Origin of the sequence: Stenotrophomonas sp. Bg11-02 (assembly GCF_002836635.1) — a bacterium.
GTDB lineage: Bacteria > Pseudomonadota > Gammaproteobacteria > Xanthomonadales > Xanthomonadaceae > Stenotrophomonas > Stenotrophomonas lacuserhaii.
Map to the genome: position 1 here is coordinate 102,993 of NZ_PJAY01000053.1, position 25,187 is coordinate 128,179.

General features: G+C 68.3%; 26 protein-coding genes. 4 read left to right on the top strand and 22 right to left on the bottom strand.

The window, feature by feature from the left end; translation table 11 throughout:
* Positions 1 to 236 precede the first annotated feature (236 nt).
* Complete coding sequence (locus CXG43_RS07710) at positions 237 to 1,514, top strand: glycosyltransferase (protein WP_101099430.1); 1,278 nt, start codon at positions 237 to 239, stop codon at positions 1,512 to 1,514.
* On the opposite strand, the gene CXG43_RS19105 is transcribed toward CXG43_RS07710, so the two are convergent.
* Together CXG43_RS19105 and CXG43_RS07715 are read right to left on the bottom strand one after the other, a co-directional pair.
* Complete coding sequence (locus CXG43_RS19105; protein ID WP_157825211.1) at positions 1,503 to 1,655, bottom strand: hypothetical protein; 153 nt, start codon at positions 1,653 to 1,655, stop codon at positions 1,503 to 1,505. The two genes, CXG43_RS07710 and CXG43_RS19105, sit on opposite strands and share 12 nt — an antisense overlap.
* Complete coding sequence (locus CXG43_RS07715) at positions 1,652 to 2,548, bottom strand: LysR family transcriptional regulator (protein WP_101099431.1); 897 nt, start codon at positions 2,546 to 2,548, stop codon at positions 1,652 to 1,654. Before CXG43_RS07715 ends, CXG43_RS19105 begins: the two co-directional genes overlap by 4 nt.
* A 128-nt stretch (positions 2,549 to 2,676) precedes the next feature.
* Between CXG43_RS07715 and CXG43_RS07720 the strand changes: the two genes are divergently transcribed.
* Positions 2,677 to 3,066 carry a RidA family protein gene (locus CXG43_RS07720; RefSeq protein WP_101099432.1) on the top strand — a complete coding sequence of 130 codons (390 nt, stop codon included), beginning with the start codon at positions 2,677 to 2,679 and terminating at the stop codon, positions 3,064 to 3,066.
* A 181-nt stretch (positions 3,067 to 3,247) separates the two neighbouring features.
* Here CXG43_RS07720 and CXG43_RS07725 read toward each other — a convergent pair whose 3' ends face one another.
* From CXG43_RS07725 to CXG43_RS07785, 13 genes are all read right to left on the bottom strand, one after another.
* Positions 3,248 to 6,415, bottom strand: a complete 3,168-nt coding sequence (locus CXG43_RS07725; protein ID WP_101099433.1) for a CusA/CzcA family heavy metal efflux RND transporter — start codon at positions 6,413 to 6,415, stop codon at positions 3,248 to 3,250.
* 28 nt (positions 6,416 to 6,443) lie between these two features.
* Positions 6,444 to 7,412 (bottom strand): efflux RND transporter periplasmic adaptor subunit, encoded by a 969-nt coding sequence (locus CXG43_RS07730; protein WP_101099434.1) that lies wholly within the window; start codon positions 7,410 to 7,412, stop codon positions 6,444 to 6,446.
* Entirely contained in the window at positions 7,409 to 8,680 is a 1,272-nt protein-coding gene (locus CXG43_RS07735; protein ID WP_101099435.1) for a TolC family protein, read from the bottom strand. Before CXG43_RS07735 ends, CXG43_RS07730 begins: the two co-directional genes overlap by 4 nt.
* A 59-nt stretch (positions 8,681 to 8,739) precedes the next feature.
* Positions 8,740 to 9,117 carry a hypothetical protein gene (locus tag CXG43_RS07740; RefSeq protein WP_157825213.1) on the bottom strand — a complete coding sequence of 126 codons (378 nt, stop codon included), beginning with the start codon at positions 9,115 to 9,117 and terminating at the stop codon, positions 8,740 to 8,742.
* Between the two features lie 58 nt (positions 9,118 to 9,175).
* The gene (locus CXG43_RS07745; RefSeq protein WP_157825214.1) at positions 9,176 to 9,790 is read right to left on the bottom strand and encodes a hypothetical protein; all 615 of its coding nucleotides are present in this window, start codon (positions 9,788 to 9,790) and stop codon (positions 9,176 to 9,178) included.
* A 63-nt stretch (positions 9,791 to 9,853) separates the two neighbouring features.
* A complete protein-coding gene (locus tag CXG43_RS07750; protein WP_101099438.1) occupies positions 9,854 to 11,629 on the bottom strand; it encodes a DUF885 family protein in 1,776 nt (591 codons plus the stop codon).
* An 84-nt stretch (positions 11,630 to 11,713) separates the two neighbouring features.
* On the bottom strand, positions 11,714 to 12,055 hold the full coding sequence (locus CXG43_RS07755; protein WP_101099439.1) for a lipid-A-disaccharide synthase N-terminal domain-containing protein: 342 nt from the start codon (positions 12,053 to 12,055) through the stop codon (positions 11,714 to 11,716).
* Positions 12,055 to 12,777: a glycosyltransferase family 2 protein gene (locus tag CXG43_RS07760; protein ID WP_101099440.1), complete on the bottom strand. Its 723-nt coding sequence runs from the start codon at positions 12,775 to 12,777 to the stop codon at positions 12,055 to 12,057. The genes CXG43_RS07755 and CXG43_RS07760 overlap by 1 nt, the downstream gene beginning before the upstream one ends.
* A gap of 91 nt (positions 12,778 to 12,868) precedes the next feature.
* Positions 12,869 to 13,834, bottom strand: coding sequence for an NAD-dependent epimerase/dehydratase family protein (locus CXG43_RS07765; RefSeq protein WP_101099441.1), 966 nt, complete (start codon positions 13,832 to 13,834; stop codon positions 12,869 to 12,871).
* Positions 13,831 to 14,766 (bottom strand): ParB/RepB/Spo0J family partition protein, encoded by a 936-nt coding sequence (locus tag CXG43_RS07770; protein WP_101099442.1) that lies wholly within the window; start codon positions 14,764 to 14,766, stop codon positions 13,831 to 13,833. The genes CXG43_RS07765 and CXG43_RS07770 overlap by 4 nt, the downstream gene beginning before the upstream one ends.
* Complete coding sequence (locus CXG43_RS07775) at positions 14,766 to 15,563, bottom strand: ParA family protein (RefSeq protein WP_101099443.1); 798 nt, start codon at positions 15,561 to 15,563, stop codon at positions 14,766 to 14,768. Before CXG43_RS07775 ends, CXG43_RS07770 begins: the two co-directional genes overlap by 1 nt.
* Positions 15,564 to 15,674: 111 nt before the next feature.
* A complete protein-coding gene (rsmG, locus tag CXG43_RS07780; protein ID WP_101099444.1) occupies positions 15,675 to 16,313 on the bottom strand; it encodes a 16S rRNA (guanine(527)-N(7))-methyltransferase RsmG in 639 nt (212 codons plus the stop codon).
* Positions 16,314 to 16,439: 126 nt separating this feature from the next.
* Positions 16,440 to 17,039, bottom strand: a complete 600-nt coding sequence (locus CXG43_RS07785; RefSeq protein WP_101099445.1) for a 4'-phosphopantetheinyl transferase superfamily protein — start codon at positions 17,037 to 17,039, stop codon at positions 16,440 to 16,442.
* 84 nt (positions 17,040 to 17,123) lie between these two features.
* Between CXG43_RS07785 and CXG43_RS07790 the strand changes: the two genes are divergently transcribed.
* Positions 17,124 to 17,375 (top strand): GlsB/YeaQ/YmgE family stress response membrane protein, encoded by a 252-nt coding sequence (locus CXG43_RS07790; RefSeq protein ID WP_101099446.1) that lies wholly within the window; start codon positions 17,124 to 17,126, stop codon positions 17,373 to 17,375.
* 74 nt (positions 17,376 to 17,449) lie between these two features.
* On the opposite strand, the gene xth is transcribed toward CXG43_RS07790, so the two are convergent.
* The 7 genes from xth to oleC form a co-directional block, all read right to left on the bottom strand.
* Positions 17,450 to 18,217, bottom strand: coding sequence for an exodeoxyribonuclease III (gene xth / locus CXG43_RS07795; RefSeq protein ID WP_101099447.1), 768 nt, complete (start codon positions 18,215 to 18,217; stop codon positions 17,450 to 17,452).
* A 263-nt stretch (positions 18,218 to 18,480) separates the two neighbouring features.
* Complete coding sequence (locus CXG43_RS07800) at positions 18,481 to 19,245, bottom strand: pseudouridine synthase (protein WP_232767683.1); 765 nt, start codon at positions 19,243 to 19,245, stop codon at positions 18,481 to 18,483.
* Complete coding sequence (ubiB, locus tag CXG43_RS07805) at positions 19,242 to 20,897, bottom strand: ubiquinone biosynthesis regulatory protein kinase UbiB (RefSeq protein WP_101099448.1); 1,656 nt, start codon at positions 20,895 to 20,897, stop codon at positions 19,242 to 19,244. The genes CXG43_RS07800 and ubiB overlap by 4 nt, the downstream gene beginning before the upstream one ends.
* A complete protein-coding gene (locus tag CXG43_RS07810; protein ID WP_101099502.1) occupies positions 20,894 to 21,529 on the bottom strand; it encodes an SCP2 sterol-binding domain-containing protein in 636 nt (211 codons plus the stop codon). The genes ubiB and CXG43_RS07810 overlap by 4 nt, the downstream gene beginning before the upstream one ends.
* A gap of 230 nt (positions 21,530 to 21,759) precedes the next feature.
* Entirely contained in the window at positions 21,760 to 21,915 is a 156-nt protein-coding gene (locus CXG43_RS07815) for a DUF1328 domain-containing protein (RefSeq protein WP_042613899.1), read from the bottom strand.
* A 63-nt stretch (positions 21,916 to 21,978) separates the two neighbouring features.
* On the bottom strand, positions 21,979 to 22,989 hold the full coding sequence (oleD, locus tag CXG43_RS07820) for a 2-alkyl-3-oxoalkanoate reductase (RefSeq protein ID WP_101099449.1): 1,011 nt from the start codon (positions 22,987 to 22,989) through the stop codon (positions 21,979 to 21,981).
* Positions 22,986 to 24,644, bottom strand: a complete 1,659-nt coding sequence (gene oleC / locus CXG43_RS07825) for an olefin beta-lactone synthetase (protein ID WP_101099450.1) — start codon at positions 24,642 to 24,644, stop codon at positions 22,986 to 22,988. Before oleC ends, oleD begins: the two co-directional genes overlap by 4 nt.
* Before the next feature lie 105 nt (positions 24,645 to 24,749).
* Here oleC and CXG43_RS07830 point away from each other — a divergent pair, with 105 nt between their 5' ends.
* Complete coding sequence (locus CXG43_RS07830) at positions 24,750 to 25,166, top strand: YkgJ family cysteine cluster protein (protein ID WP_101099451.1); 417 nt, start codon at positions 24,750 to 24,752, stop codon at positions 25,164 to 25,166.
* Positions 25,167 to 25,187 lie beyond the last annotated feature (21 nt).

The window sequence follows — 25,187 nt, forward strand, 5'->3', positions numbered from 1 at the left end:
TGTCAGCCCGTAGCCCGGGCGACGGCGGCCTCGATGGTTGCCCACCACACGTCAAGAGAATCAAAGGGTTACGCTGTCCTAGGCGCACCGGAGGACGTATTCCCGGTACCGCCATCCGGGGTTGACCGGACACAGCGAGCCGCGAATTATGCCGCGAACCGGGGAAACCTGCAAGCCTGCCCGGCGGCGTGAGCCGGTTTACGGAGCCCTCGCCCGGTCCCTGCTACACAGGGCACATGAGACTGCTCGCCCTTACCTACGGCACCGAAGGCGACACCCGCCCGCTGACCCTGCTCTGCCGCGGGCTGATCGACGCCGGGCACCAGGTGCTGCTGCTGGCCGACGGCGGCACGCTGGGCAGCGCGCGGGCGCTGGACGTGCCGCACGCCGCCCTGCAGGGCGACATCCACGAAGAAGTGGTGGCGCTGTTGTCGCGCGGCAACAGCCCACGCGCCGCCAGCAGCGGGCTGGCACGGATGGCACGGCGGCATGTGGCCGACTGGATGCGCCAGGCCGACCAGGCGGCGTCAGGCTGCGAGGCGGTGCTGGCCGGCGGGCTGGCCGCCTTCGTCGGCCTCAGCGTGGCCGAGCGCCACGGCATTCCGGTGATCGGTACCGGCATGATCCCGATCACCCCGACCCGCGCCTTCCCCTCGCCGTTCCTGCCGCCCGGCTGGACGCCGCCACCCCTGAACCGGCTCAGCCACCGGGTGGTGACCCGATTGATCTGGCAACAGTTCCGCGCGCCGATCAACCAGGCCCGGCGCGCCGTGCTGGGCCTGCCACCGGCCACCACGCCGTGGATCGATGCGCCGATGTTGTACGGCGTGTCGCCAAGCCTGGTCGCCACGCCCGCGGACTGGCCGGCCGACCATCGGGTGTGCGGCCAGTGGCGACTGCCCGACAGCACCGGCTGGTCGCCAGCGCCCGCACTGCAGGCGTTCCTGGATGCCGGCCCGCCACCGGTCTATGTGGGCTTCGGCAGCATGACCGGATTCGACCGTGACGCCGTGCTGTCGGCCCTGCTGCGCATGCTCGAAGGACGCCGCGTGCTGTTGTCGCCCGGATGGTCCGGCACGCCGGCATTGGCCCTTCCCGGCAACGTGCATGTGGTGGGGGCGGTGCCGCATGAAGCCTTGTTCCCGCTTACCTCGCTGGTCATCCACCATGGCGGCAGCGGCACCACGCACTCGGCGTGCCGCGCCGGCGTGCCCTCGATGGTGATGCCCTTCGCGGCCGATCAGTTCTTCTGGGCCGACCGCCTGCATCGGCTCGGCGTGGCGCCGCCGGCCCTTTCGCCGCGGCGGCTGGACAGCCAGCGATTGTCCGCGGCACTGGCCGTTGCCGAACATCCGGACGTGCGTGCGCGTGCGACGGCGCTGGGTCGGCGGATGGCGACGGAAGACGGTGTGGCCATCGGAGTGGCGGCCGTGGGGCAGCTGCTCGGTCAGCCGGCCACCAACGGCAGTGCCATGGCGCCGAGCGCGTCCGCGCGTTCCCGATCAGACCCATGAAGCGCGCAGGTCGCCGATCCCGCCCACATACGCCTGGTAGCCGTCGGACAAGCCTTCGAACGGAAGCAGGATGCCGTCCATATCGAACCGGGCGGCCTCACCGGGAGGGGCCGCCGCCAGACGGCACCCAGGTCGGTTCATGCCTTCATCAGCGCGGTCACCCAGTCGATGAACACCCGCAGGCGCTGGTTCACGTGCCGGCCGGGGGAAAACATCAGGTACATCGGCATCGGCTCGATCTGCCAGTCGTCGAACAACGGCACCAGTTCGCCGCGCGCAACAGGTGCGGCGGCCATGTAGTCCGGCACGCAGACAATGCCGAGTCCGGCCAGGCCAGCGGCGAGATAGGCGTCGCCATCGTCGATGGCGATCACGTGGCGTCCCTGCAGGTCGATCTGCTCTGCACCACGCTGCATCACGAAGCGGCGCGTGCGGCCGGTGCGCGGTCGCAGGAAACCGACCGTGAGCTGATGCGGCCCTTCCAGTTCGCCGGGATGGGTGGGCCTGCCATGGCGCCGCAGGTAATCAGGCGATGCATGGATGCCGAAGCCGAGGTCACCGATATGGCGCGCCACCAGCGACTGTTCGACCGGCGCACCGCCGCGGATCACGCAGTCCACGCTGTCCCCGATGAGGTCGACCTCGCGGTCGCTGACGCCGATCTGCAGCTCGATGTCCGGGTAGCGCGCATGGAAGTCCGGCAGCGCCGGCACCAGCAGCAGGCGTGCGAACGGGCTGGGCACGTCGATGCGCAGGCGGCCACGCAGGGCGGCGGTGGCGGTGGAAAGGCTGGCTTCGGCATCGTCCAGCTCGGCCAGCAGGCGCACCACGCGCGCGTAGTACAGCTCCCCTTCCGCGGTCAGGTTGACCTGTCGGGTGGTGCGGTTGAGCAGGCGTACGCGCAGGTGCGCTTCCAGCTGCTGCACCCGTTCGGTCACCCCGGTCCGGCCCAGCTGCAGGGTCTGCGCCGCACGGGTGAAGCTGCCGGTTTCCACCACCCGCGCGAACGCGCGCATTGCGTCGAAGCGGTCCATGCCGGGCCTCATCTGTCGGTTCTGCCGAACAATCTAGGCGGCTTCTGTCGGTTTATCCAGCAGGCCAGCCGGTCCAGCATGCAGCTCGTGCTGCGGCAACCTGCCGCGCCCCCTGATGGAGTAATCCCATGACCCGTGACGTCGTTTTTCCCGCTGGCCGCCAAGCCTTGTATGAGCGCAACCGCTACTCCCCGGCGGTGCGCGCCAACGGCCTGCTGTTCGTATCCGGCCAGGTCGGCAGTCGCGAAGACGGCTCACCCGAGCCCGAGCTGGAAGCGCAGGTCCGGCGCGCCTTCGACAACCTCAACGCGGTACTGGCCGCGGCCGGCTGCAGCTTCGACGACGTGGTCGACGTGACGGTGTTCATCGTCGACCCGGAGAAGAACTTCGAGAAGGCCTGGGCGATCGTGCCGGAGTACTGGGGTGAGGCGCCCCACCCCACCCTGACCGGCATCGGCGTGACCTGGCTGTATGGATTCCAGTTCGAGATCAAGGTGATCGCCAAGTTGCCGGCGTAAGTGGATGGGTGACGACCCTACCCGGTGGGTGGGTGACGACCGTTGGTCGTCACGCTCTTCCAGCAGCCATGGGAAAGCAGAAGCGGTGACGACCAACGGTCGTCACCCACCAGGGCGGTTCGTTACCCGCCAGAGCGGTTCGTCAGCCACCAGCGCAGGTCATCGCCACCAGGGCCTTTGTTCAGTGTTCGCGGCGGTGCAGCCAGCGGTACAGCACCGGCAACAGCAGCAGGGTCAACAGCGTGGACGACACGATGCCGCCAATCACCACCGTTGCCAGCGGCCGCTGCACTTCCGAACCCGCACCGACATTGAACGCCATCGGCACGAAGCCCAGCGAGGCCACCAGCGCGGTCATCAGCACCGGCCGCAGCCGGCCGAGCGCACCGTCGCGCACCGCGTCCGGCAACGCCAGTCCCTGCCCGCGCAGCTGGCGGATGAAGCTGATCATCACCAGCCCGTTGAGCACCGCAACGCCGGACAGCGCGATGAAACCCACTCCGGCGGAGATCGACAGCGGCATGCCGCGCAGCGCCAGCGCCAGCACGCCACCGGTCAACGCCAGCGGCACACCACTGAATACCACCAGCGCATCGCGACCGGAACCGAAGGCCCAGAACAGCAGCGCGAAGATCAGCACCAGGGTGACCGGCACCACTACCGCCAGCCGCTCGCTGGCGGAAATCAGCTGCTCGAAGCTGCCGCCGTAGTCGATCCAGTAGCCGCTGGGGACCACGACCTGCGTGCCCACCGCTGACTGCAGTTCAGCAACGAACCCGCCGAGGTCACGGTCACGCACGTTGGCGGTGACCACGATGCGCCGCTTGCCGTTTTCACGGTTCACCTGATTCGGCCCTTCGCTGGTTTCAATGCGGGCCAGTTCGCGCAGCGGCACGGTGCGCGGGCCCCCACTGGCCGCGCTGTCGCCACGGCTCAGCTCGTCGGCGTCGCCGTTGGCAAGCGCCGTTTCCAGCGACACCGGCAGGTCCGCCAACGCCGCCGGGTCCTGGCGCAGGGCTTCGGGCAGGCGCACCACGATATCGAAGCGGCGATCACCTTCGAACAGCTGCCCCGCCACCGTGCCGCCGACGGCGGTGGCCACGGTCGACTGCACCTGGCCCGGATTGAGCCCGTAGCCCGCCAATGCCTGGCGATCGGGCCGCACCGTCAGCAGCGGCAGGCCGCTGGTTTCCTCCAGGCGCACGTCGGCGGCGCCGGGCACGCCGGAAACCACCTGCTCCACGCGCCGGCCAAGCTGCGCCAGCATGTCCAGGTCATCGCCATACACCACCACCGCCACATCCGCGCGCACACCGGAGACCAGTTCGTTCATGCGCATCTGGATCGGCTGGGTGAACTCGTAGTTGTTGCCCGGCAGCTGCTCCACCGCCGCTTCCAGTTCGGCCAGCAGCAGGCTGCGGGGCTTGCGCGGATCGGGCCAGTCGCGGCGGTCCTTCATCATCACGAAAGTGTCGGCCACCGAGGGCGGCATCGGGTCCGACGCCACTTCCGGCGTGCCGATCTTGGAGAACACCTTGGCCACCTCGGGCACCTGCAGCAGACGCGTTTCGATCTGCACCTGCATCCGTACCGACTGGCCCAGGCTGGTGCCGGGAATGCGCATGGCATGCATCGCCACGTCACCCTCGTCCAGGCTGGGAACGAACTCGCTGCCGAGGCGGCTGGCCAGCACGCCGCAGCCCACCACCAGAACCAGCGCGGCGGCCACTGCCCAGCGCCCACGCTGCAGCACCAAGCCCAGCAGCGGCTGGTAGCGCTGGCGCAGCCAGGCCATCACGCGGTTTTCCTTTTCCTGCACCCGTCCACCCAGGAACAGCGCGATGGCGGCCGGCACGAAGGTCAGGCACAGCAGCATCGCGCCGGTCAGTGCCAGCACCACGGTGATCGCCATCGGGTGGAACATCTTTCCTTCCACCCCGGTCAACGCGAAGATCGGCAGGTAGACCGCGGTGATGATGCCCAGGCCGAACAGGCTCGGGCGGATCACTTCGGCGGTCGCGCTGGCGGTTTCGGCGAAGCGTTCGGCGGCACTCATGTCGCGACCCAGCGCATGCTGGCGCTCACCGAAGCGGCGCAGGCAGTTCTCGATGATGATCACCGCGCCATCGACGATCAGGCCGAAATCCAGCGCACCCAGGCTCATCAGGTTGGCCGACACGCCGCCGCGTGCCATGCCGGTCAGGGTGAACAGCATCGCCAACGGGATCACCGCCGCGGTGATCAGCGCGGCACGCACGTTGCCCAGCAGCAGGAACAGGACCACGACCACCAGCAGCGCACCCTCCAGCAGGTTCCTGGCCACGGTGGTGATGGTGCGGTCCACCAGCGCGGTGCGGTCGTAGCTGGCAGTGGCGGTGACTCCTTCGGGCAGGCTGCGCTGTGCCTGCGCCAGTTTCGCTGCCGCAGCCTGGGCCACCTGGCGGCTGTTGGCGCCGACCAGCATCACCACCGTGCCCATCACCACTTCATGACCATCCTGGGTGGCCGCGCCGCTGCGCAGCTGCGCCCCTTCGACCACTTCGGCCACATCGTGCACGTGGATCGGCACCCCTTCGCGGCGGTCCAGCACGATGTTGCCGATCTCTTCCAGGTTGGCCACCTGGCCGGGTATGCGCACCAGGAACTGCTGCCCGTTGCGCTCGATATAGCCGGCACCCACGTTCTGGTTGTTGGCTTCCACCGCGGCCGCCACGTCCTCGAGCGTGAATCCCAGTGCGCGCAGCCGAGCCGGGTCCGGGGTGATGTGGACCTGGCGCTGGAAGCCGCCGATGGTGTTGACCTCGGTGACTCCTGGCACGTTGCGCAGCTGCGGGCGGATCACCCAGTCCTGCAGCGTGCGCAGGTCGGTGGCGGTGTAGGCCGTGCCATCGGGCTTGCGCGCTCCGGGCGCGGCGTCGACGGTGTACATGAAGATCTCGCCGAGTCCGGTGGCGATCGGCCCGAGCTGGGGATCAAGGCCGTCGGGCAGCTGCGAGCGGACCTGCTGCAGGCGTTCGGCCACCTGCTGGCGGGCGAAGTACAGGTCCGTGCCGTCGTCGAACACCACCGTCACCTGTGACAACCCATAGCGCGACAGCGAACGGACCTGCTCCAGTGCCGGCAACCCGGCCATCGCGGTTTCCACCGCATAGGTGATGCGTTGCTCGCTCTCCAGCGGCGAATATCCGGGCGCTGCGGTATTGATCTGCACCTGTACGTTGGTGATGTCCGGCGTGGCATCGATGGGCAGCCGTCCGAAGCTCCACGCACCCACCAACACCAGCACCACGGTCAGCGCCATCATCAGCCAGCGCTGGGCGATGGCGCCGCCAATCAGACGCTCCAGCACGCCAGGCCTGGCGCGGCCGCCTTGCGGTTCAGTGCTCATGCGCTGCGCCCGCCTTGCCGATGTCCGCCTTCACCGTATAGCTCTGCTCCACCACCACCTGCTCGCCGGCCTGCAGGCCGCCGGTGACCGCCACCTGGCGTGCGTCGCGTGCACCCAGCTGGACCTCGCGTGCCTGGTAGGTTTCACCGTCGCGGACGAAGACCACGTCCTTGCCATCCAGCGTCTGCAGTGCGCTCAGCGGTACCGCCAGCGGCGCCGGCGTGCTGGCCACCACGATGCGCGCGCGCACCGCGGCACCCGGCCGCCACAGGCCATCGGCATTGTCGATGGTGGCCCGGGCCACGGTGCTCTGGCTGGCCGTAGCGGTGCCCGGCAGCACACGTTCCAGGGTCACGGTCTGCGCGGCGCCATCGGTCATGCGGGTGATGGTGACCGGCACGCCGGCGGTGATGTGCTGGGTATCGGAACCGAAGATATGCAGGTCCACCCACAGCTGTGACAGGTCGCCGATGTCGAACAGCACCTGGCCTTCGGCTGCCACTGCGCCCAGTTGCACCTGGCGCGACAGGACAACGCCGGAGATCGGCGCGGCGATGCTGTAGGTGGTCAGGCTGAGGTTGCTCTCGATGCTGGCCAACGGCTGGCCGGCGCGCACCCGGTCACCGACATTGGCGCGCAGGGCGCGCACCGGTCCGGGAAAACGCGCGGTGACCTGTGCGCTGCGCCCATCGACCGGCGCCAGCAGACCCTGCACTTCGTGCTCGTCGGCGATGGTGCCCGGGCCTGCCGCTGCGCTGACGATGCCGGCGGCGCGGGCCTGTATGTCGCTGATACGGGTGCTGTCGGCAGGCGCTTCATCATCGTGCGACCCACCTTCTGCGTGCGCGTGTGGGTCTTCATCGGTGGCCTTGGCTGCCTTGTCACTACAGCCCGCCAGCAGGGCGGACAGCAACAGGATCGCGAGCATGCGGCGCGGCGCCACGGTGGTGGAGGTCATGGTGCGATTCCTTGGGTTGCGTTGGCGACCAGTGGCTGTCCGGTCAACCGCTGGATCTCGATCAGGGCACTCTGCGCGGACACCGCTGCATCCAGCTGGCGCTGCCGCGCCTGGATGCGCATCGCCTGCAGCTGGGCCCATTCCAGGTAACTGATGGCACCGGCGCGCCACGCGGTTTCGGCGCCCTTTTCGGCGCGGCGCAGCTGCGGCAGCACATCGCGCTCCATGCGGGTGACCTCCAGCCGGGCGTTGGCGTAACGCCCATGCGCTTCGGCCAGGGTGGCGTGCAGTTGCAGCGCGCGCGCCTGCCGCTCCACTGCACTCATTTCCAGTTCGCTGCGCGCCGCGCGGATCTCTGGATCGGCACGCCGGGCGTTGCCCAGCGGCACGCTGAAGCCTCCCACCAGCGATGAGTCCCGGCCTGCCCGGTCGTTGCGGATCCCCAGCTGCCAGGACACATCGCCGCGCAGCTGGCTGCTGGCCAGCTGCAACTGGGCCTGGCGCACCCGCTGCTCGCCGGCGATCAGCGCCAGCTCCGGGGTCCGCTCGAGCAGATCGGCCAGCTGGCCGAATTCCTGCAGGGCAGGCAACTGCAGCGGATCACCACTGGCCACGGCGAAGTCGACGTCGCGTGCATTCCACAGCGCGGCCAGCGACAACCGTGCCGCCCTGCCCTCCTGCAGTGCACGGTCACGGTCAAGCTCTGCCTGGGCCAGTGCGGCCTGCGCGGTCATCAGGGTCGAGGCTGGCGAAGCACCGGCGCTGAGCCGCCGGCGCGCCGCGTCCACCGCGCGCCGGCGCTGCTCGATGTCTTCCAGCGCGATGCGCTCACGGCCACTGGCGACGGTGATCGCAAGGTAGCGACGGGCCGCCTCGGCCATCATGTCCAGCCGGATGATCTCGCGCTGCGGCGCCAGCGCATCGATGTTGGCCTGGGCCACGGCACGGCGGGCATCCAGCTTGCCGCCGCGCTCCAGGACGCCGGCCAGCGATACCGTGGTTTCCAGCGCGTCGATGCCGCGGCTGTCGCCACTGCCAAGCGCGTTCTCAAGGTCCACGCCGAACACCAGCGGCGGTGCCAGCCCGGCGGCGTCGTAGCGGGCGCGGGCGGCCTGCTGCTGCAAAGGCAGCAGTCGCAGGTCGGGGTGGGTGCGCGAAACACGCTCGATGGCAGCATCGAGCGTCAACGGGACAGCAGACGATGTCACCTGTGCGCCTGCGCACGGTGCCATCGCCAGGGCCGCAAGCGCGGCCAGGCGTTTCCACATGGGGTTTCTCCAGCAATCTCAGGACAGGATCGGGTCGTCCGCTGCGTGCGGACCGCGGATCAGGCCTGGATCGGGGGACGCAACGGGCTGTCCTGTGGCGCCGGACGCCACGTCGCGTCATGCCGAGCGTGGCGCACGCCAGCCGGTGCAGTGATCAGTTCCCAGCCGGCGTAGGCAAAGGGCAGCACGCCGCCTTGTCCATGACAATGGCCGCAATGCACGAGTGCATGCAGCAGGCGCGCGCCGGTATCGTCATCGTCGTGGCCGGTGTCTGTTTCTGCATCGCCATGCGGCACCGCGGGGTGAGCGGCGTGGGACAACTCATGCAGGTCACCCAGCGCCGACGCCAATGCGCCACCGGCCGTGCCAAGCGCCACCACCACCAACATCAGCAGGCGGATCAGGAACAGCGGGCGTCGGCGGACGGTGCGGATCATCATCGTCAGGGTAGCGGCCGCACGCGGCGTTACACAATCGCAGCGCCGCGGGCAGGCGCTACAGGTGGCTGATGTCCGGGTCGCCAACGGATATTGCGTGCACTTCGCGCATGCCGGGCGGCAGCGCCGCCTTGAGCGCCTGCAAGGTCTGGAAATGCCTGCCTCGCACTGCCGACCACGCTGGACTGGCGTTGTCGGCGACCTGCAACTGCCAGCCTGCCGCCGAGAGTTGCAGCGGCGTGCGCACCAGCTGTGCTGGGCTCAGTGCTGAACGCGAACGATGCACCAGGATCAAATCCCCGCCTTCGGCATGGCGTACACAGAAGCTGCCCGGGCGCTGGAACTGCGTGCACAGGGCGCGATAGCTGACGTGCGCCTTGGCCTGCTCGGGATCGATGTTGACGATGCGCTCCGGGTCGTTCAGCGCATTCCCGTACCGCGCATGGTCGCTGGCGATGACGCCGCGCTCCTGTGCTGTCAGCACTTCAGTGATGCCCTGCGGCGCCTGTCCGCCGTAGCATGGCATCCCGGCCATCCAGATGGCGGTGATGACCGGAGCATTGCCCACGGCGCGTGGCACCAGCGAAGCCGCCGGGCCGCTTGCCGGGGCAGCGACGCTGCGGATGGTGAAAATACCTGGCGCGGCCGGATGGGACTGTAGGGGTCGGGGCATGCGGCAGGCCTGTCTGTTGGATCCGACAAGCCTGCCGCAGCGCGCGATTCCCGCTACCAGGAATCAGCCTTTCCTGCGTTCTGCGATGAACGCCTGGATCTGCTGTTCCAGCACCGGCAGCGGCACCGAGCCCTGCTGCAGTACTGCATCGTGGAATGCCTTGATGTCGAACGAATCGCCCAGTTCCTTCTCCGCCTGCCCCCGCAGCCGCACGATGGCGATCTCGCCGAGCTTGTAGCTCAGCGCCTGGCCCGGCCAGGAAATGTAGCGATCCACTTCGGTGGTGACTTCGTGTTCGCTCAACGCAGTGTGGTCGCGCAGGTAGGCCAGCGCCTGCTCGCGGCTCCAGCCCTTGCTGTGCACGCCGGTATCGATCACCAGCCGCGCCGCACGCCACATTTCGTAGGTCAACCGGCCGAAGTCTTCGTACGGGGTCTCGTAGATGCCCATCTCCACGCCAAGCTTTTCGCAGTACAGGCCCCAGCCTTCGCCGTAGGCGGAGATATAGCTGTTGCGACGGAACTCCGGCAGTTCGCCCTGCTCGGCCGCCAGCGCGCCCTGCAGCGCGTGGCCCGGATCGGACTCATGCAGGGTCAGCGCGGGCAGGTTGTACAGCGGGCGCGCCGGCAGGTTGTAGGTATTGAGCCAATAGGTGCCCATGCCACCGCGGCCGGCGGTCCAGAACGGGGCGATGTCCGGCGGCACCGGCACGATGGTGAAGCGCGCACGCGGCAGCGTCATGTACCTGCCGATCACCCCGTCCACCCGCTTTGAGATCCAGGCCGCGCGATGCAGCAGTTCATCGGGCGTCTTGGCGTAGAACTGCGGATCGGTGCGCAGGAAGGTCAGGAACTCACCGAAGCTGCCCTTGAAGCCGACCTGCTTGATGATGGCGTTCATCTCAGCCTGGATGCGCGCCACTTCGGCCAGGCCGATCGTGTGGATCTCATCCGGGCCCAGGTCCAGCGTGGTGTACTCGTGGATCTGCTGCTTGTAGAACGCCTTGCCGTCCGGCATCGCCTCGGCGGCCAGGGTGGTGCGCGCCTTCGGCACGTACTCCTGCAGGAAGAAGCGGCGCAGCTGCTGGAACGCCGGGATGACCTTGCCGGCGATCGCCTCGCGCGCCTGCGCCTGCAGCTGGGCCTGCTCGGCGGCGGGAATGCTGGAAGGCAGCTTCTTGAACGGTGCGTACAGCGGCGACCGGGTCGGATCGGTGAGGTCGGCGACGTTGGAGATCGCCACTTCGCGGCCGTCCAGCACGGCGCGCGGCACGCTGAAACCACGCGCCAGGCCGGCACGCATGTTGTCGGTCTGCTGGGCGAAATAACGCGGCACGTCGTTGAGGCGCGCGATGTAGTCGCGATGGTCCTGCGCGGTCTTCATTTCGCGGCGGGCCATGAAGGACAGGTTCGACCAGAACGAGGAATCCGAATTGAACGGCATCTCGTAGGCGCGCAGGCGCACTTCCTCGGCCAGGTTGAACACCTGGTCGCGGTAGATCGCCAGGTTGACCTGGTTCACGCCAGACAGGGCCTTGGCATCCAGCCCGTCCAGCTGCTTGAGCACACCGTCCCAGACCGCAAGCCGCGCCTGCTGTGCAGCCGGGCCTACATCGGGCATGCGCGCGGCGCTTTCCGGAGCGTCGCCGTCTTCGCTGGCTTCACCCCCACCGGCCTGGCGCCATGCCCATTCCTTTTCATAGATCGCGCGGAACGCCGCATCAGCGGCGCTTTCGTTGGCAATGCTGGCCGGCGCGGCGGTGGCCGCCGGCGGGGCCGCGTGGGCGAGCAAGGGAGCGGACAGGGCGAGCAGCAGGGCAACGGCGAGGCGGGTTTTCACGAGCGGCAGATTCCCGGGGAGGCAGTCCTTCGATGATGGCACCGATGGTCGTCGCCGACATGGGTCGAACGTCCTGCCCGCTGCCTAATGAGCGGCCTTGTCGCGCTTCCAGCCGCGGTGGGCGATGTCCAGCTTCAGGCTGTACAGTGCGGTGAACGCAGGGAACAGGTTCTGCAGCACGCCGACGGAGTCCTGTTTGGCGGAGAACAGGAAGTAACTCAGCGTCATCAGGCTGCCGACCACGCTCATGTACCAGAACAACCGCGGGATCACCGGCTTGCCGGCGCGCCGCGAAGCGACGAACTGCACCAGCCAGCGGCCGCCGAACATCAGCGCGCCGGTGTAGCCGATCAGCTTCCAGCCGGTGACGTGCAGGCCGGTCCAGTACAACCAGGTCAGCGGCTGGTCCAGCAGGGGAAGGTCCATCAGCGTTCTTCCACGGCCGTACGGCGGCTGCGCGTGATCAGCCACGCCACGCCGCGCAGGTCGCGCAGGCCGACCAGCGCCCGCTGCAGGTTGTTGTACTTGGACACCCCGGCGGTACGCGCACGGTGGTTGACCGGCACGCACTGCGTGGTCCAGCCGGCACGCTGCATCAGCGCGGGCAGATAGCGGTGCATGTGGTCGAAGTAAGGCAGGTCCAGGAAGGCCTCGCGCTCGAACAGCTTGATGCCGCAGCCGGTATCGGGCGTGGCGTCGTGCAGCGCGCGCGCGCGGATCGCGTTGGCCCAGCGGCTCGCCCAGCGTTTGCTGCCGCTGTCCTTGCGGTTGACCCTCCAGCCTGCGAACAGCTTGACCTGGGCATCGGCCGTCGCGCGGGCGTCGAGCAGCTTCGGAATATCGGCAGGATCATTCTGGCCGTCGCCGTCCAGCGTGGCGATCCACGCGCCGCGGGCCTGCTTGACGCCGGTCCGCACCGCCGTGCTCTGCCCGCTCTGGGTGAGGTGGTGCAGCACGCGCAGCTCCGGCGTGGTGGCCTTCAGGGCCTGCAGCACCGCCAGCGTGTCGTCCTGCGAATGGTCATCCACGTAGACGATCTCGAACGCCACGCGGCCGCGCAGCGCTGCGGTGATTTCAGCGACCAGCGGGGCGACGTTGTCGCGTTCGTTGAATACCGGGACGACGACGGAAAGCTCGGGATGACTCATCGGGAACTCGGCCAAGGGGAAGTAAAACAGCGCGCATTCTCCGCTTCCGAGGTTATCCGAAGATGAACCCGGCTGCCCAGCATGGCCGCCTTCAGCCGCGTTCGCCGAAATAATCCCGGCACCACGCCACCACAGGCGGCAGCCCCTGTTCGATCGGCAGGGACGGCGAATAGCCGAACGCCTCATGGGCACGTCGGGTATCGGCCATCGTGCGCACCATGTCGCCGGCCTGCATCGGCTTGTAGACCTTGCGTGCAGGGCGCGCGGCGGCTTGCTCGATTACCTCGATGAACCGCTCCAGTTCCACCGGGGTGTGGTTGCCCAGGTTGAACACGCGGTGCGGCACCGGCTCGGTGCTGGAATGCGCGAGCGCGCCAAGGATGCCCGCCACGATGTCGGAAACATGTGTGAAATCGCGCTGCATCCGGCCTTCGTTGAACACCTCGATCGGCCGCCCGGCCAGCACCGCGCGGGCGAACAGCAGCGGCGCCATGTCCGGCCGCCCCCAAGGGCCGTATACGGTGAAGAAGCGCAGTCCGGTGGCGCGCAGGCCGTACAGGTGCGCATAGCTGTAGGCCATCAATTCGTTGGCGACCTTGGTGGCCGCGTACAGCGAGCGCGGCTGGTCCACGCGCTGGTCTTCGGAGAACGGCGGCGTTGCCGAATCGCCATACACCGAACTGCTGCTGGCATACACCAGATGCTGCACGCGGTGGTGGCGGCAGGCCTCCAGGATGTTGACGAAGCCACTGAGGTTGCTGTCGACGTAGGCCTGCGGATTTTCCAGCGAATAACGCACACCGGCCTGCGCGGCCAGGTGGATCACCGCCTGCGGCCTGACCTCTTCGAACAACGCGGCCAGGCCGTTGCGGTCGGTCAGATCCAGCGTGCGCAGGTCCAGCTGCGGGCACAGCGCCGCTACGCGGTCGCGCTTCAGCTGGGGATCGTAGTACTCATTGAAGTTGTCCAGCCCGACCACCGCTTGGCCGGCCTGCAGCAGGGCCTGCGCGGTGTAGGCCCCGATGAATCCCGCAGCGCCGGTAAGCAGGATCGTCATGCTGTCGCGCAGCCGCGCTGGGCCCGCAACCGTTCAAGCACGCCATCCAGCGTGTCCAGATCGGTGTAGTGGATGACCAGCTTGCCCTTGCCGCCGCGCCCGTGGTTGATCGCCACCTTGGCACCGAGCGATTCGCTCAGCTCGGTTTCCAGCGAGGCGATATCCGCCTGTGGCGCGCTGCGCGGCGCCGGCTGCGGGCGGTTGCCCGGCACTTTGCCGGCGGCGAACGCCTGCGCACGGCGCTCCACTTCACGTACCGACCAGCCTTCATCGGCTGCTTCCTGGGCCAGCTTGCCGGCCAGTTCCGGGGCCAGCGTCAGCAACGCGCGGGCGTGTCCCATTTCCAGCCGGCGTGATTCCAGCAGCACGCGGATCGCGATCGGCAGTTCCAGCAGGCGCAGCAGGTTGGACACCGACGCACGCGAACGGCCGACGGCCTCGGCCGCTTCGGCGTGGGTCAGGGTGAACTCGCTGATCAGCCGATGCAGGGCTTCGGCTTCTTCCAGCGGGTTGAGGTCTTCGCGCTGGATGTTCTCGATCAGCGCCATCGCGATGACGGTGCGGTCTTCCAGCTCGCGCACCACCACCGGCACTTCGTCCAGCCCGGCCAGCTGCGAGGCACGCCAGCGGCGTTCGCCGGCGACGATTTCGTAGTTGCCGCCCGGCAGCTGGCGCGCCAGGATCGGCTGGATCACGCCCTGAGAACGGATGGAATCAGCCAGTTCGGCGAGCTTGGCCTGGTCCATCTCGCGCCGCGGCTGGTACTTGCCCGGCTGCAGCTGGCCGATCGGCAGCCTGCGCAGCACTTCACCAGGCAGCGGTTCGATCACCGCCGTGGCCTGCACCTGGCTCACCGAAGCCTTCGGTCCCAGCAGGGCATCCAGGCCGCGGCCGAGGCCACGCTTCTTGCCTGCGGCGGGCTTGGTGGTCATCAGGCAGTCTCCACGGCCTTGGCGGCCTTGTTGCGATCGTTGTTGCGACGGATGATCTCCCCGGCCAGGCCGAGGTAGGCCACGCCACCGCGCGAGCCACGGTCGTAGCCGACGATGCTCTGGCCATGGCTGGGCGCTTCGGCCAGGCGCACGTTGCGCGGCACGATGGTGCGGAACACCAGGTCGCCGAAGTGTTCGGTGAGCTCGCCGGACACCGCGTTGGCCAGGTTGTTGCGCACATCAAACATGGTGCGCAGCACGCCTTCGATTTCCAGGGCCGGATTGAGGTTGCCGCGCAGCGCTTCGATGGTTTCCACCAGCGCGCTCAGGCCCTCCAGGGCGTAGTACTCGCACTGCATCGGCACCAGCACCGAATCGGCGGCGGCCAGGGCATTCAAGGTCAGCAGCGAAAGCGCCGGCGGACAGTCGATCAGGATGTAATCGTACTCATCGCGGATCGGTGCCAGCGCGCGCTTCAGGCGCTGTTCGCGCTCGCCCTGGCCCATCAGCTGGATCTCGGCGGCGGTCAGGTCGATGTTGCCGGGCAGCAGGTCATAGCCTTCGGCCGACTTCACCCGCACTTCCGCCGCGGTGCTTTCGCCCAGCAGCAGGTCATAGGTGGACGAGGCCAGCTCGCGCTTTTCCACGCCGCTGCCCATCGTCGCGTTGCCCTGCGAATCCAGGTCCACCAGCAGGACGCGCTTGGGGGCGTGGGCCAGGGCGGCGGACAGGTTGACGGCGGTCGTGGTCTTGCCGACGCCACCCTTCTGGTTGGCGATGGCGATGATGCGGGCCATGCGGGTGAGCCTCGTCGACGGTTGCTGGGGCTGGTCATTATGCGTACAACCGGCCCCGGGCGGAAATCGGGATGCGCCAGGACCTTGGCGGACAAGGACCGGCGCAGCCACTCAAGGACCGGTAATGGTCACCAGGTGGCGCTCTCCGGACAGGCCCGGAACCTGCAGCGGCACTACCTCGCGCACGCTCCAGCCCTTCGGCAGTGCGGCGATTTCATCGTGCGGGTGGATGCCTTTCATTGCCAGCAGCACCCCGCCCGGGCGCAGCAGGTGGCCACCCACGCGCACGATACCTTCCAGCGTATCCATCGCACGCGCGGTGATCTGGTCGTACTGGCCGGGCTCGTCCAGCGCTTCGGCACGCGACTCGGCGACCCGCGCATTGCCCAGCTGCAGTTGGCGCATGGCTTCGCGCATGAAGCGCGCCTTCTTGCCGTTGCTTTCCACCAGAGTGACCTGCAGGCCCGGGCAGGCGATGGCCAGCGGAATGCCGGGCAGCCCCGGACCGGTGCCGAGGTCGGCCAGGGTGCCTTCGGTGACGTGCGGCTGCATCGCCAGCGAATCCAGCAGGTGGCGGGTGACCATCTCCTGCGGATCGCGCACGGCGGTGAGGTTGTAGGTCTGGTTCCAGCGATGCAGCAGGGCCAGGTAACGCAGCAGCGGCGGTGCCAGCTCGGCAGCCAGGCCCATGTCGGCCAGGCCACGCTGCAGCGTGTCGGCGACGGCAGGCGGAAGATTGTGTTCGCTCATGCCGTGATTATCGCCGGTTTATTGCCGTTGAGTTGATCGGGCCGGCCTTGGTAGCGCCGAGCCATGCTCGGCGGACACTGTCCGACGCCGCGCTTCGCGCTCGCCGAGCATGGCTCGGCGCTACCTTCAGACGGCATGCCAGGCCAGCGCGGCGCGGAAATCGGCGCGCGCCTGCCACTCATGCAGGTGCCAGCGCGCGGCCGGGCCGAGCGCCGCATCGCACCAGTGCAGCTGCAGGCTGCCGTCGCGGGCGGGGGCGAACTGCAGGCGGTGCAGGCCGAAGGAGATGCCTTGCCCGTCCGCCTTCAGCATGGCCTCCTTGGCACACCAGACACGGAAGAACCAGTGTTCGCGATCAGCCTCGGACAGGCTTTCCAGCCATTCGATTTCCGCCGGGTGGAAAAAGCGGCGAACGATTTCCAGCAGGCGCGGCCGTGGACGCAGCAGTTCCAGGTCCACCCCCAGCCGTACGCCTTCGCCCAGCGCCACCAGCAGCAGCTCGCCGCTGTGGCTCCAGCCAGTGCCGTAGCCGGACAACGCAGCAGACAGCTCCGGGCGGCCACGCGGGTCACGGACCAGGGGCAGCGCCAGCGGATCGCCTCCCAACGCCTCGGCCAGCACCTGGCGCGCCTGCGGTTCGCCGCGGTGTCCCGGCACGTGGGGGCGGCGCCAGACCGTCACCGGCCCGAACTGCCACGGGCCATCAAAGGGCGACTGCAGGCTCACGTCGCGTGCCTGTCAGCACGGCTGCACAAGCGGTTCACGGCCGGGCGCGTCAACTGAAGGCCCTTGGGACGTGGAGGTGTGGCGATGGGCATCATCATCTGGTTGATCGTAGGCGGCATCGTGGGCTGGCTGGCCAGCATCATCATGAGGCGCGATGGCCAGCAGGGCATCATCCTCAACGTGGTGGTCGGCATCGTCGGCGCGCTCATTGCCGGCTTTCTGTTCGGTGGTGGGATCAACGACGCGATCACGCTGCGCACCTTCCTGTTCTCGCTGATCGGCGCGGTGATCCTGTTGGCGATCGTCAACCTGTTCACCCGCAAGAGCATACGCTGACGCCGCCGTGGTGCCGGCCGCTGGCCGGCGGATGCATCAGCACGGGGCCCGGCAAAATGCCGGGCCTCGTTGTTTCAGGCCAGCTGCACCCAGGCCGGTGCGTGGTCGCTGGGGCGCTCCCAGGTCCGCGGCTCGCGATCGATGCCCGATGCCACCGCTGACGCCTTCAGCGCCTCCGATACGAGGGTGAGGTCGATGCGCAGGCCCAGGTTGCGGCGGAAACCGGCGGCGCGGTAATCCCACCAGCTGAACACTCCGGCCTCGTCACTGTGCAGGCGGAACGCATCGTGCAGTCCCAGCTGCAGCAGTTTGTTCAGCGCGCCGCGTTCGGCGGTGGAGGTCAGGATGTGGTTTTCGTTCCAGACCAGCGGGTCGTTGACGTCACGCTCGTCGGGGGCGATGTTGAAATCCCCCATCACGATCAGCTTCGGGTAGCGCTGCAGCTCATCGGCGATCCAGGCATGCACTGCTTCCAGCCAGCGCAGTTTGTAGGCGTATTTGTCGGTGCCCACGTCCTGGCCGTTGACCACGTACAGGTTGATCACCCGCAGCTCGCCGAAGGTGCCGGCGATGACGCGCTTCTGCTCGTCCTCGAAGCCGGGGATGCCGATCTGCACGTCCTGCGCCGGCTCGCGCGACAGCAGTGCCACGCCGTTGTAGGTCTTCTGACCAGCGAACACGCTGCGGTAACCGGCGGCGATCAGCGCCGAATCCGGGAACTTGTGGTCTTCCAGCTTGGTTTCCTGGATGCCGACGATGTCCGGGCCGAAGTCCTTGAGCCACTGCTCCAGGTGCGGCAGGCGGACGTTGAGGGAATTGACGTTCCACGAGGCGATTTTCATGGCGGGGATTGTAGCCCGCCCAGGCCCGGGGCCCGGTAGCGCCGAGCCGTGGTGGGTGAGGACCGTTGGTCGTCACGCTGTTCGCTTGGTGGGTGAGGACCGTTGGTCGTCACGCTGTTCGCTTGGTGGGTGAGGACCGTTGGTCGTCACGCTGTTCGCTTGGTGGGTGACGACCGTTGGTCGTCACGCTGTTCGCTTGGTGGGTGAGGACCGTTGGTCGTCACGCTTCTGGATCCCGCCGAACATGGCTCGGCGCTACCGGCTCAGGCCGGCGCGACGTCCCAGCCGAACAGATCCAGCGCCTTCTGGAATGCGGCGTCGACCGGTGCGCGCACGTCCACCGTGCCGCCGTCCGGATGCGGGAAGCGCAGGCGCTCGGCATGCAACAGCATGCGGTGCACGCCCTGCATGCGGAAGATGCGGTTGTGCCGCCCATCGCCGTGGCTGGTGTCACCGATCATGTGGTGCGACAGGTGCTTGAGGTGGCGGCGGATCTGGCGGAAGCGCCCGGTCTGCGGCTGGCAGCGCAGCAGCGCATAGCGCGAGGTGCTGAACTCACCACTCGGCACCGCCAGCTCGCCGGTCGCCAGACGCTGGAAATCCGTCACCGCCGGCTTCTTCACCGGCTTGCCGGGACCGCCGTCGAGGTCATGGTCGACCTGCCAGCTTTGCTCTGCCGGCCACCCACGGCACACGGTCAGGTAATCCTTCTGCACTTCCCCACCCATCAGCGACTTGCCCAGCGCGCTGGCGGTTTCGCGGTCGAAGGCCAGCAGCAGGCAACCGCTGGTGGCACGGTCCAGCCGGTGCACCAGGAAGATCTGCCGGCCCAGCTGCTCGCGCAGCCGATCAGCCAGGAAGTCATCCTCGCCGCGCGCCAGCTTGCTGTCGTGGACCATCAACCCGGCGGGCTTGTTGACCACTGCCAGCCGCTCGTCCTGGTGCAGCAGCTGCAGCGGCGGCAGTGGCGTGACTGCGGCCGCTTCGTCAGGGATCGCCTCGTCGACCACCGACCCGCCCGCGGTCATCGCCACCACGCCCGTGCCAACGCCAATGCACCCAGGGCGCCGGACACCCCGCTCCAGATCGGCATGTCGCCGAAGTACAGGCCCGGCGGCTGCAGCACGTACAGCAGCGCGGCGATCGCCAGCAGGCCGACACCGGTGATTGCGCCCACGGCGCGCTTCTGCAGCCGTTGCAGGCTGGCATCCAGTGCGGCCAGGTCGCGCGAGCGCATCGACAGCTCGTGCCGTCCTTCCACCTGCTGGCTCAGCCAGGCATGTACCAGCCGCGGCATGTCCGGCGCATGGGTCATGATTTCCGGCACCCGTTTGCCGATCTCGCGCAGCACCCGGCGCGGGCTGTAGCGCGCGCGCAGGATCTTCGCCAGCACCGGCTTGGCCACCGCCCAGATATCGATCTGCGGATCCAGCTGGCGGCCCACCCCTTCGATGTTGAGCAGGGTCTTCTGCAGCAGGATCAGCTGCGGCTGCAGGGTCAGCTGGTAACGCTGCGCCACGCGGAACAGCTTCATCAGCACTTCGGCCAGCGAGATCTGCGACAGCGGACGGGTGAAGTACGGTTCGCAGACCGAACGCACCGCCGATTCCAGCTCGTCGATGCGCACGTGGTCGGGCATCCACCGGGCCTGCACGTGCAGTTCGGCGATGCGCCGGTAATCGCGGTTGAAGATGGCCATGAAGTTCTCGGCGAGGTAGTACTGGTCCTCCTGCGAGAGCTGGCCCATGATGCCGAAATCCAACGCGATGAAGCGCGGGTTGGCGCGGCGCTGCGGGTCGATATCGACCCAGATGTTGCCGGCATGCGCATCGGCGTGGAAAAAGTTGTCACGGAACACCTGGGTGTAGAACACCCGCACGCCCTTGGCCGCCAGCGCGACGCGGTCGATGCCGGCGCGGTCCAGCGCTTCGATGTCGTCCGAGGGAATGCCCCAGACGCGCTCCAGGGTCAGTGCGCGTTCGGCCGTGTGGCTCCAGATCACCTCGGGCACGTACAGGTCGTCGGAGTTCTCCCAGAACCGGCGCAGCACGCTCGCATTGGCGCCTTCGCGCTGCAGGTCCAGTTCGGCCGAGAGCGTGTTTTCGATCTCGGCCACCACCTCGCGCGGGCGGATCTTGTCGGCGCGCGGATGGGTGCGCTCGACCAGCGTCGCCAGCGAATTGAGCAGGGCGATGTCGGCGACGATCTGCTTCTCGATGTCCGGGCGCAGCACCTTGACCACCACTTGGCGCCCATCGCCGAGCGTGGCGGCGTGCACCTGCGCGATCGATGCCGAGGCCAGCGGCTCGGTATCGAAACTGGCGAATGCCGCAGTGACCGGCATGCCCAGCGCCTGTTCGACGATGCGCCGTGCAGTATCGCCGTCGAACGGCTTGACCCGATCCTGCAGCAGGGTCAGTTCGACGGCTACATCCGGCGGCACCAGGTCGCGGCGGGTGGAAAGGATCTGTCCGAACTTGACGAAGATCGGGCCGAGGTCCTGCAGCGCCAGGCGCAGCCGCGCACCGCGGGACTGCGCGGCGATGTCCGCCGATGCACGTGGCACGAAGGGTTTGGCCAGCCGCAGCCAGCGCTCGGCCGGGGTGCCCTGCAGCAGGTCGTCCAGCCGGTAGCGCAGGATGATGCGGCCGATGCGGCTGGCCCGCAGCAGCGCCTTCATGCGGCCCCCCGCAGGCGCTGCACGCGCGCGGCGAGGCGCTCCAGGTCGTCACGCAGCACGTCCACGTCGTCATGGAAGGCATCCAGTTCGCCGCGCGGCACCACGTCGCGCGATTCCTCGGTAACGAACTCCGCGGCCGTATGCGCGAGGTCGGACGCGCCGCGGCGCGCGTGCTGCAGGGCGCTGCGCAGGGTGTTGGCCACCTGTACGCCCAGCACCTCGCCGAACACGCGCACGAAGGGCAGTTGCCAGTCCGGATCGAATCCCTTCGCCAGTTGCTGCAGGCGGCGCGCCAGTTCGGCATCGCCGGCCACCCGCACGCGCCCGGCCGTGTTGGCCTGGGCGCTGCGTGATTTCGCCAGCAGCGGCAGCTGTGCCAACACCCCGGACAGGCTGCTGCGCACCGCCAGGTCGGCTTCGCGATGGTCCACCGGACCCACTTCCAGTGCCTCGCCGTGCACGCTGATGCGCATCGCCAGGGCGGGCGCTTCCAGGGTCAGGTCGATATGGCGGCCATCCAGTGCGGTCAGCGCCTGGCGGGTATCAGGGTCCAGCGCAAGCGCGCGGTTGAGCGCGGCTTGCAGGGCGCGGCCGGCAACCGGCTTGAGCGACTTGAGCAGGGAAAGAGGCATGGCGGGCATTCTACCTGCCTGATGCGGCAGTGACCGCCACCGGCCCGGTAGTGACGGCCGCTGGCGGTCTGCCGCGGCCGTGGTGGGTGACCACCGTGGGTGGTCACGCTGTTGCCGCTGCGCTCGCCGAGCATGGCGCGGCGCTACCACCATTGCGGCCGCGGGGGGCCCGCAGAAACAACAAAGCCGGGCGATGCCCGGCTTTGTCTTTCAAGCAACCCGACCGAAGGTCAGGTTCGCTTGCGGAACATCGAGATGATGGCCAGCACCAGGAAGACCACGAACAGGATCCAGGCGATGTTGCTGGCGGCACCGGCGATACCGGAGAACCCAAGCACGGCGGCAATCAGGGCGATGACGAAAAAGATGACGGCGTAATGCAGCATGGCGATCCTCGCGGTTAACGTGCCGGGGTGGCGTTGGGGACCATACTCACGTGCCAGCGGTGTTCATCTGGTGACGGAAATCTCGCCGATTGATGAAGCTTTCAGCCGCGTGAGCCCTTCGTCAATGCTCACCACGGGCACATAACCGAAGTCGCGGCGCGCCGGTTCCATGCTGTACCAGTGCGCGGTGCACAGCTGTTCGGCAAGGAAACGGGTGAGCGGCGGCTCACCCGGCAGGCGCAGCAGCGGCCACAGTTTTTCGGCCACCGCACCGATGCGATACGCGGTCTTGAAGCTCACCGACTTCGTCACCGGGGGCGCGCCTACCGCAGCCAGCAGCTTGTTGAGCAGCTCGCGCATCGGCAGCGGTTCGCCGTTGGAAATGAAGTACGCCTTGCCCGCACACGCCGCACCGGGAGCCAGTGCATCCAGCGCCAGGAAATGCGCCAGTGCGGCGTTGTCGATGAAGGTGGTATCGACCAGGTTGCTGCCATCGCCGACCAGGCGCAGGCGTCCAGCGCGCGAACGCTGCGCCAGCCGCGGCACCAGCTGCAGATCGCCCGGCCCCCAGATCAACCGGGGGCGCAGCGCCACGGTGGCCAGCGCGGCATCGTTGGCCGCCAGCACGCGTTGTTCGGCAATCGCCTTGGTCGCGGCATACGGCGCCTGGAAGTCTTCGCCATACGGCACCTGGTCCGCACCCAGCCCTTCCACCGGATGCGTAGCGCGATGGGTCACGCTGGGGGTAGAGGTGTAGACCAGCTTCGACACCCCCTGCGCACGGCATGCGGCGATCACGTTGTCGGTGCCGACGACATTGGCCCGGTGGTAGCTGTCATAGCTGCCCCAGGCCCCTGCCTTGGCCGCGTTGTGCAGCACCGCGTCCATGCCCGTCACCGCGTGCAGCACCGCCTGCGCATCAGCCAGATCACCCTGGATCTGGCCCACGCCCATGGCCTGCAGCGCCGGGTAATGACCCCGATTGAAGCTGAGTACCTGGTGCCCGCGTTCGGCAAGCCCAGCGCACAGCGCCTGGCCGAGGAATCCACCGCCACCGGTGACAAGGATCTTCATGCGTGTTTTTCCCGTTGCGAAGCGGCCCAGATCGCCAGCTTCTCGCGGCCGATCTTGGCGTTGTGGCGGATGTCCACCGGGAACCCCGGATGGACCAGGAACTCCTGCAGGCGTGCCTCGGGCAGGCGCACGGCCGCCTTGGTGCGCAGCGCTTCATGCAGGGCCGCGGAATCGGAATGCCCGCGCAGCAGCTCCACGCACAGCACCGGCACCTGCGCACCCGGCGCACCCACGCCGACCAGCGCGGTGCGCGCCACGCCGGCCACGGTGTTGAACACCGGCTCGACCTGTTCGGTGTACAGCGGCCCGTGCGCGGTTTCCACGCGCTGGGTCTTGCGCCCACAGAACCACAGCTGGCCCTGTGCATCGAAGTAGCCGACATCGCCCATGCGGTGCACCACGCGGGTGCTCCCATCGGCCAGCGTCTCGCTGATCTTGGCCGCCGCAGTTGCCTGCGGACGGTTGAAATAGCTGTCAGTTGAGGTAGGCCCGGCGACGGTGATCTCGCCCACTTCGCCCACCGCCAGCTCACGCACCTGCGACCAGTCCGGCAGCGGGGCGTCGTCGATGGCGATGATGCGCACCTGGTTCGGTGCCACCACCCCGCCCACGCAGGTGCCGGCACCGCCTTCGGTGGCGGCGCGGGTGTTTTCCAGCGCGCGCCCCTCGATCACCGCGACCGGCAGGCATTCGGTGGCGCCATATGGCGTCCAGAACTGGGCATCGGGCGGCAACAGCCGGCGGATCCTGGCGACCACGTCCGGCGGCACCGGCGCCCCCGCCGAGGTCACCCGCTTGACCCCCGGCAGCGGCTGGCCATGGTCGGCCAGCACCCGCATCAATGCCGGCGAGCCGAACAACTGGGTGACGCCGTGGCGCTTGATCGCATCGTGCAGGCGGCGCGGATCGGCCTTGGCCGGGCGCGTGGGATCCATGTCCGGTATCACCGAGGTCAGTCCCAGTGCCGGGTCGAACAGGGCGAACGGCGGGAAGGTCGGCAGGTCCACCCCGCCCGGTTCCATGCCGAAGGCCGCGCGCAGCAGCTCGACCTGGCCGACGAAATGGCGGTGGCGGTAGACAACGCCCTTGGGCACGCCGGTGGAGCCGCTGGTGAACAGGATCGCCGCGGTGTCTTCGCCATCGGTGGCGGCCAGCATCGGCGGCGTACCGGCGCCGGCCCGCTCCAGCGCGGCCAGCGTGGTGCCACCCCAGCCCAGCCGGCGGCCCACGGTCACCAGCAGCGTGGCCGACGGCGCCCAGCGCAGCGCCAGCCGGGCCACGTGGGCCAGCGGAATGCCGATGAAGGCCTGCGGCTGCGCCTCGTCCAGGCACTGCTTCAACGCGCGCTTGTCGATGCCCGGATCCACCAGCACCGGCACCGCGCCCAGCTTGAACAGCGCGAACATCAGCAGGAAGAACTCCGGCGAAGGACGCACCATCACCACCGCCCGTACGCCGCGGCCGATGCCGTAGGCGGACAGACCGGCGGCCATCGCATCGCTGCGCGCATCCAGTTGACGGTAGTCCAGGGTCACATCATAGGCCGCCATGCCATTGCCCGGCCCGCGCCGTCCGGGACAGCGGATGGCGATCTGGTCGGGTCGTTCGCGCGCCAGTTCGGGCAACCGCGCGGCAATATTGCTGTATCGGTTCATCCGTTCATTGTCGCCGGATACGGAATTTCTTGCGCGCTGGCCCGCATCGTGGAAAATCCGCACTCTCTTTTCATCTCGCCAATGGCCGCCCGAGGCGCCCTGCCCATGCAACACCCCTGCATGACCTGCGGCGCCTGCTGCACCCAGTACCGCGTGGCGTTCCACTGGATGGAATCGGACGAAGTCACCCCCGGCGGCGTGCCGCACCGACTTACCGAAGTGCTGGACCCGCATCGCCTGTGCATGCAGGGCACCCATTCGGCGCCGGTGCGTTGCGTGGCGCTCGACGCCCAGATCGGCGTGTATTCGCGGTGCACGATCCATCCAAACCGGCCCAGCGTGTGCCGCGAGGTGGACGCTTCATGGGAATACGGCAAGCCGAGCGCGCAGTGCGAGAAAGCCCGCCTCGCCTACGGCCTGGACCCGCTGACCCCGGCCGACTGGCGCTGGCGCGACGCGGCCGGCAACGATGACGACCACCCGGACGACAACGGCTCGCCGCAGGCCCCGATCGCGGCCTGAGCGGGAGGGGGTTGGCGGGGG

Excerpts from the sequence above, each read along its gene's own strand:
- CXG43_RS07770 (WP_101099442.1), bottom strand. The coding sequence starts at position 14,766 with ATGACCACCAAGCCCGCCGCAGGCAAGAAGCGTGGCCTCGGCCGCGGC.
- CXG43_RS07810 (WP_101099502.1), bottom strand. The coding sequence starts at position 21,529 with ATGCCTCTTTCCCTGCTCAAGTCGCTCAAGCCGGTTGCCGGCCGCGCC.
- CXG43_RS07790 (WP_101099446.1), top strand. The coding sequence starts at position 17,124 with ATGGGCATCATCATCTGGTTGATCGTAGGCGGCATCGTGGGCTGGCTG.
- CXG43_RS07710 (WP_101099430.1), top strand. The coding sequence starts at position 237 with ATGAGACTGCTCGCCCTTACCTACGGCACCGAAGGCGACACCCGCCCG.
- CXG43_RS07740 (WP_157825213.1), bottom strand. The coding sequence starts at position 9,117 with ATGATCCGCACCGTCCGCCGACGCCCGCTGTTCCTGATCCGCCTGCTG.
- ubiB (WP_101099448.1), bottom strand. The coding sequence starts at position 20,897 with ATGAAGGCGCTGCTGCGGGCCAGCCGCATCGGCCGCATCATCCTGCGC.
- CXG43_RS07720 (WP_101099432.1), top strand. The coding sequence starts at position 2,677 with ATGACCCGTGACGTCGTTTTTCCCGCTGGCCGCCAAGCCTTGTATGAG.
- CXG43_RS07765 (WP_101099441.1), bottom strand. The coding sequence starts at position 13,834 with ATGACGATCCTGCTTACCGGCGCTGCGGGATTCATCGGGGCCTACACC.
- CXG43_RS07755 (WP_101099439.1), bottom strand. The coding sequence starts at position 12,055 with ATGGACCTTCCCCTGCTGGACCAGCCGCTGACCTGGTTGTACTGGACC.
- CXG43_RS19105 (WP_157825211.1), bottom strand. The coding sequence starts at position 1,655 with ATGAACCGACCTGGGTGCCGTCTGGCGGCGGCCCCTCCCGGTGAGGCC.
- CXG43_RS07800 (WP_232767683.1), bottom strand. The coding sequence starts at position 19,245 with ATGACCGCGGGCGGGTCGGTGGTCGACGAGGCGATCCCTGACGAAGCG.
- CXG43_RS07730 (WP_101099434.1), bottom strand. The coding sequence starts at position 7,412 with ATGACCTCCACCACCGTGGCGCCGCGCCGCATGCTCGCGATCCTGTTG.
- CXG43_RS07775 (WP_101099443.1), bottom strand. The coding sequence starts at position 15,563 with ATGGCCCGCATCATCGCCATCGCCAACCAGAAGGGTGGCGTCGGCAAG.
- CXG43_RS07830 (WP_101099451.1), top strand. The coding sequence starts at position 24,750 with ATGCAACACCCCTGCATGACCTGCGGCGCCTGCTGCACCCAGTACCGC.
- CXG43_RS07760 (WP_101099440.1), bottom strand. The coding sequence starts at position 12,777 with ATGAGTCATCCCGAGCTTTCCGTCGTCGTCCCGGTATTCAACGAACGC.
- CXG43_RS07745 (WP_157825214.1), bottom strand. The coding sequence starts at position 9,790 with ATGCCCCGACCCCTACAGTCCCATCCGGCCGCGCCAGGTATTTTCACC.
- oleC (WP_101099450.1), bottom strand. The coding sequence starts at position 24,644 with ATGAACCGATACAGCAATATTGCCGCGCGGTTGCCCGAACTGGCGCGC.
- CXG43_RS07815 (WP_042613899.1), bottom strand. The coding sequence starts at position 21,915 with ATGCTGCATTACGCCGTCATCTTTTTCGTCATCGCCCTGATTGCCGCC.
- CXG43_RS07715 (WP_101099431.1), bottom strand. The coding sequence starts at position 2,548 with ATGGACCGCTTCGACGCAATGCGCGCGTTCGCGCGGGTGGTGGAAACC.
- xth (WP_101099447.1), bottom strand. The coding sequence starts at position 18,217 with ATGAAAATCGCCTCGTGGAACGTCAATTCCCTCAACGTCCGCCTGCCG.
- rsmG (WP_101099444.1), bottom strand. The coding sequence starts at position 16,313 with ATGAGCGAACACAATCTTCCGCCTGCCGTCGCCGACACGCTGCAGCGT.
- CXG43_RS07735 (WP_101099435.1), bottom strand. The coding sequence starts at position 8,680 with ATGTGGAAACGCCTGGCCGCGCTTGCGGCCCTGGCGATGGCACCGTGC.
- oleD (WP_101099449.1), bottom strand. The coding sequence starts at position 22,989 with ATGAAGATCCTTGTCACCGGTGGCGGTGGATTCCTCGGCCAGGCGCTG.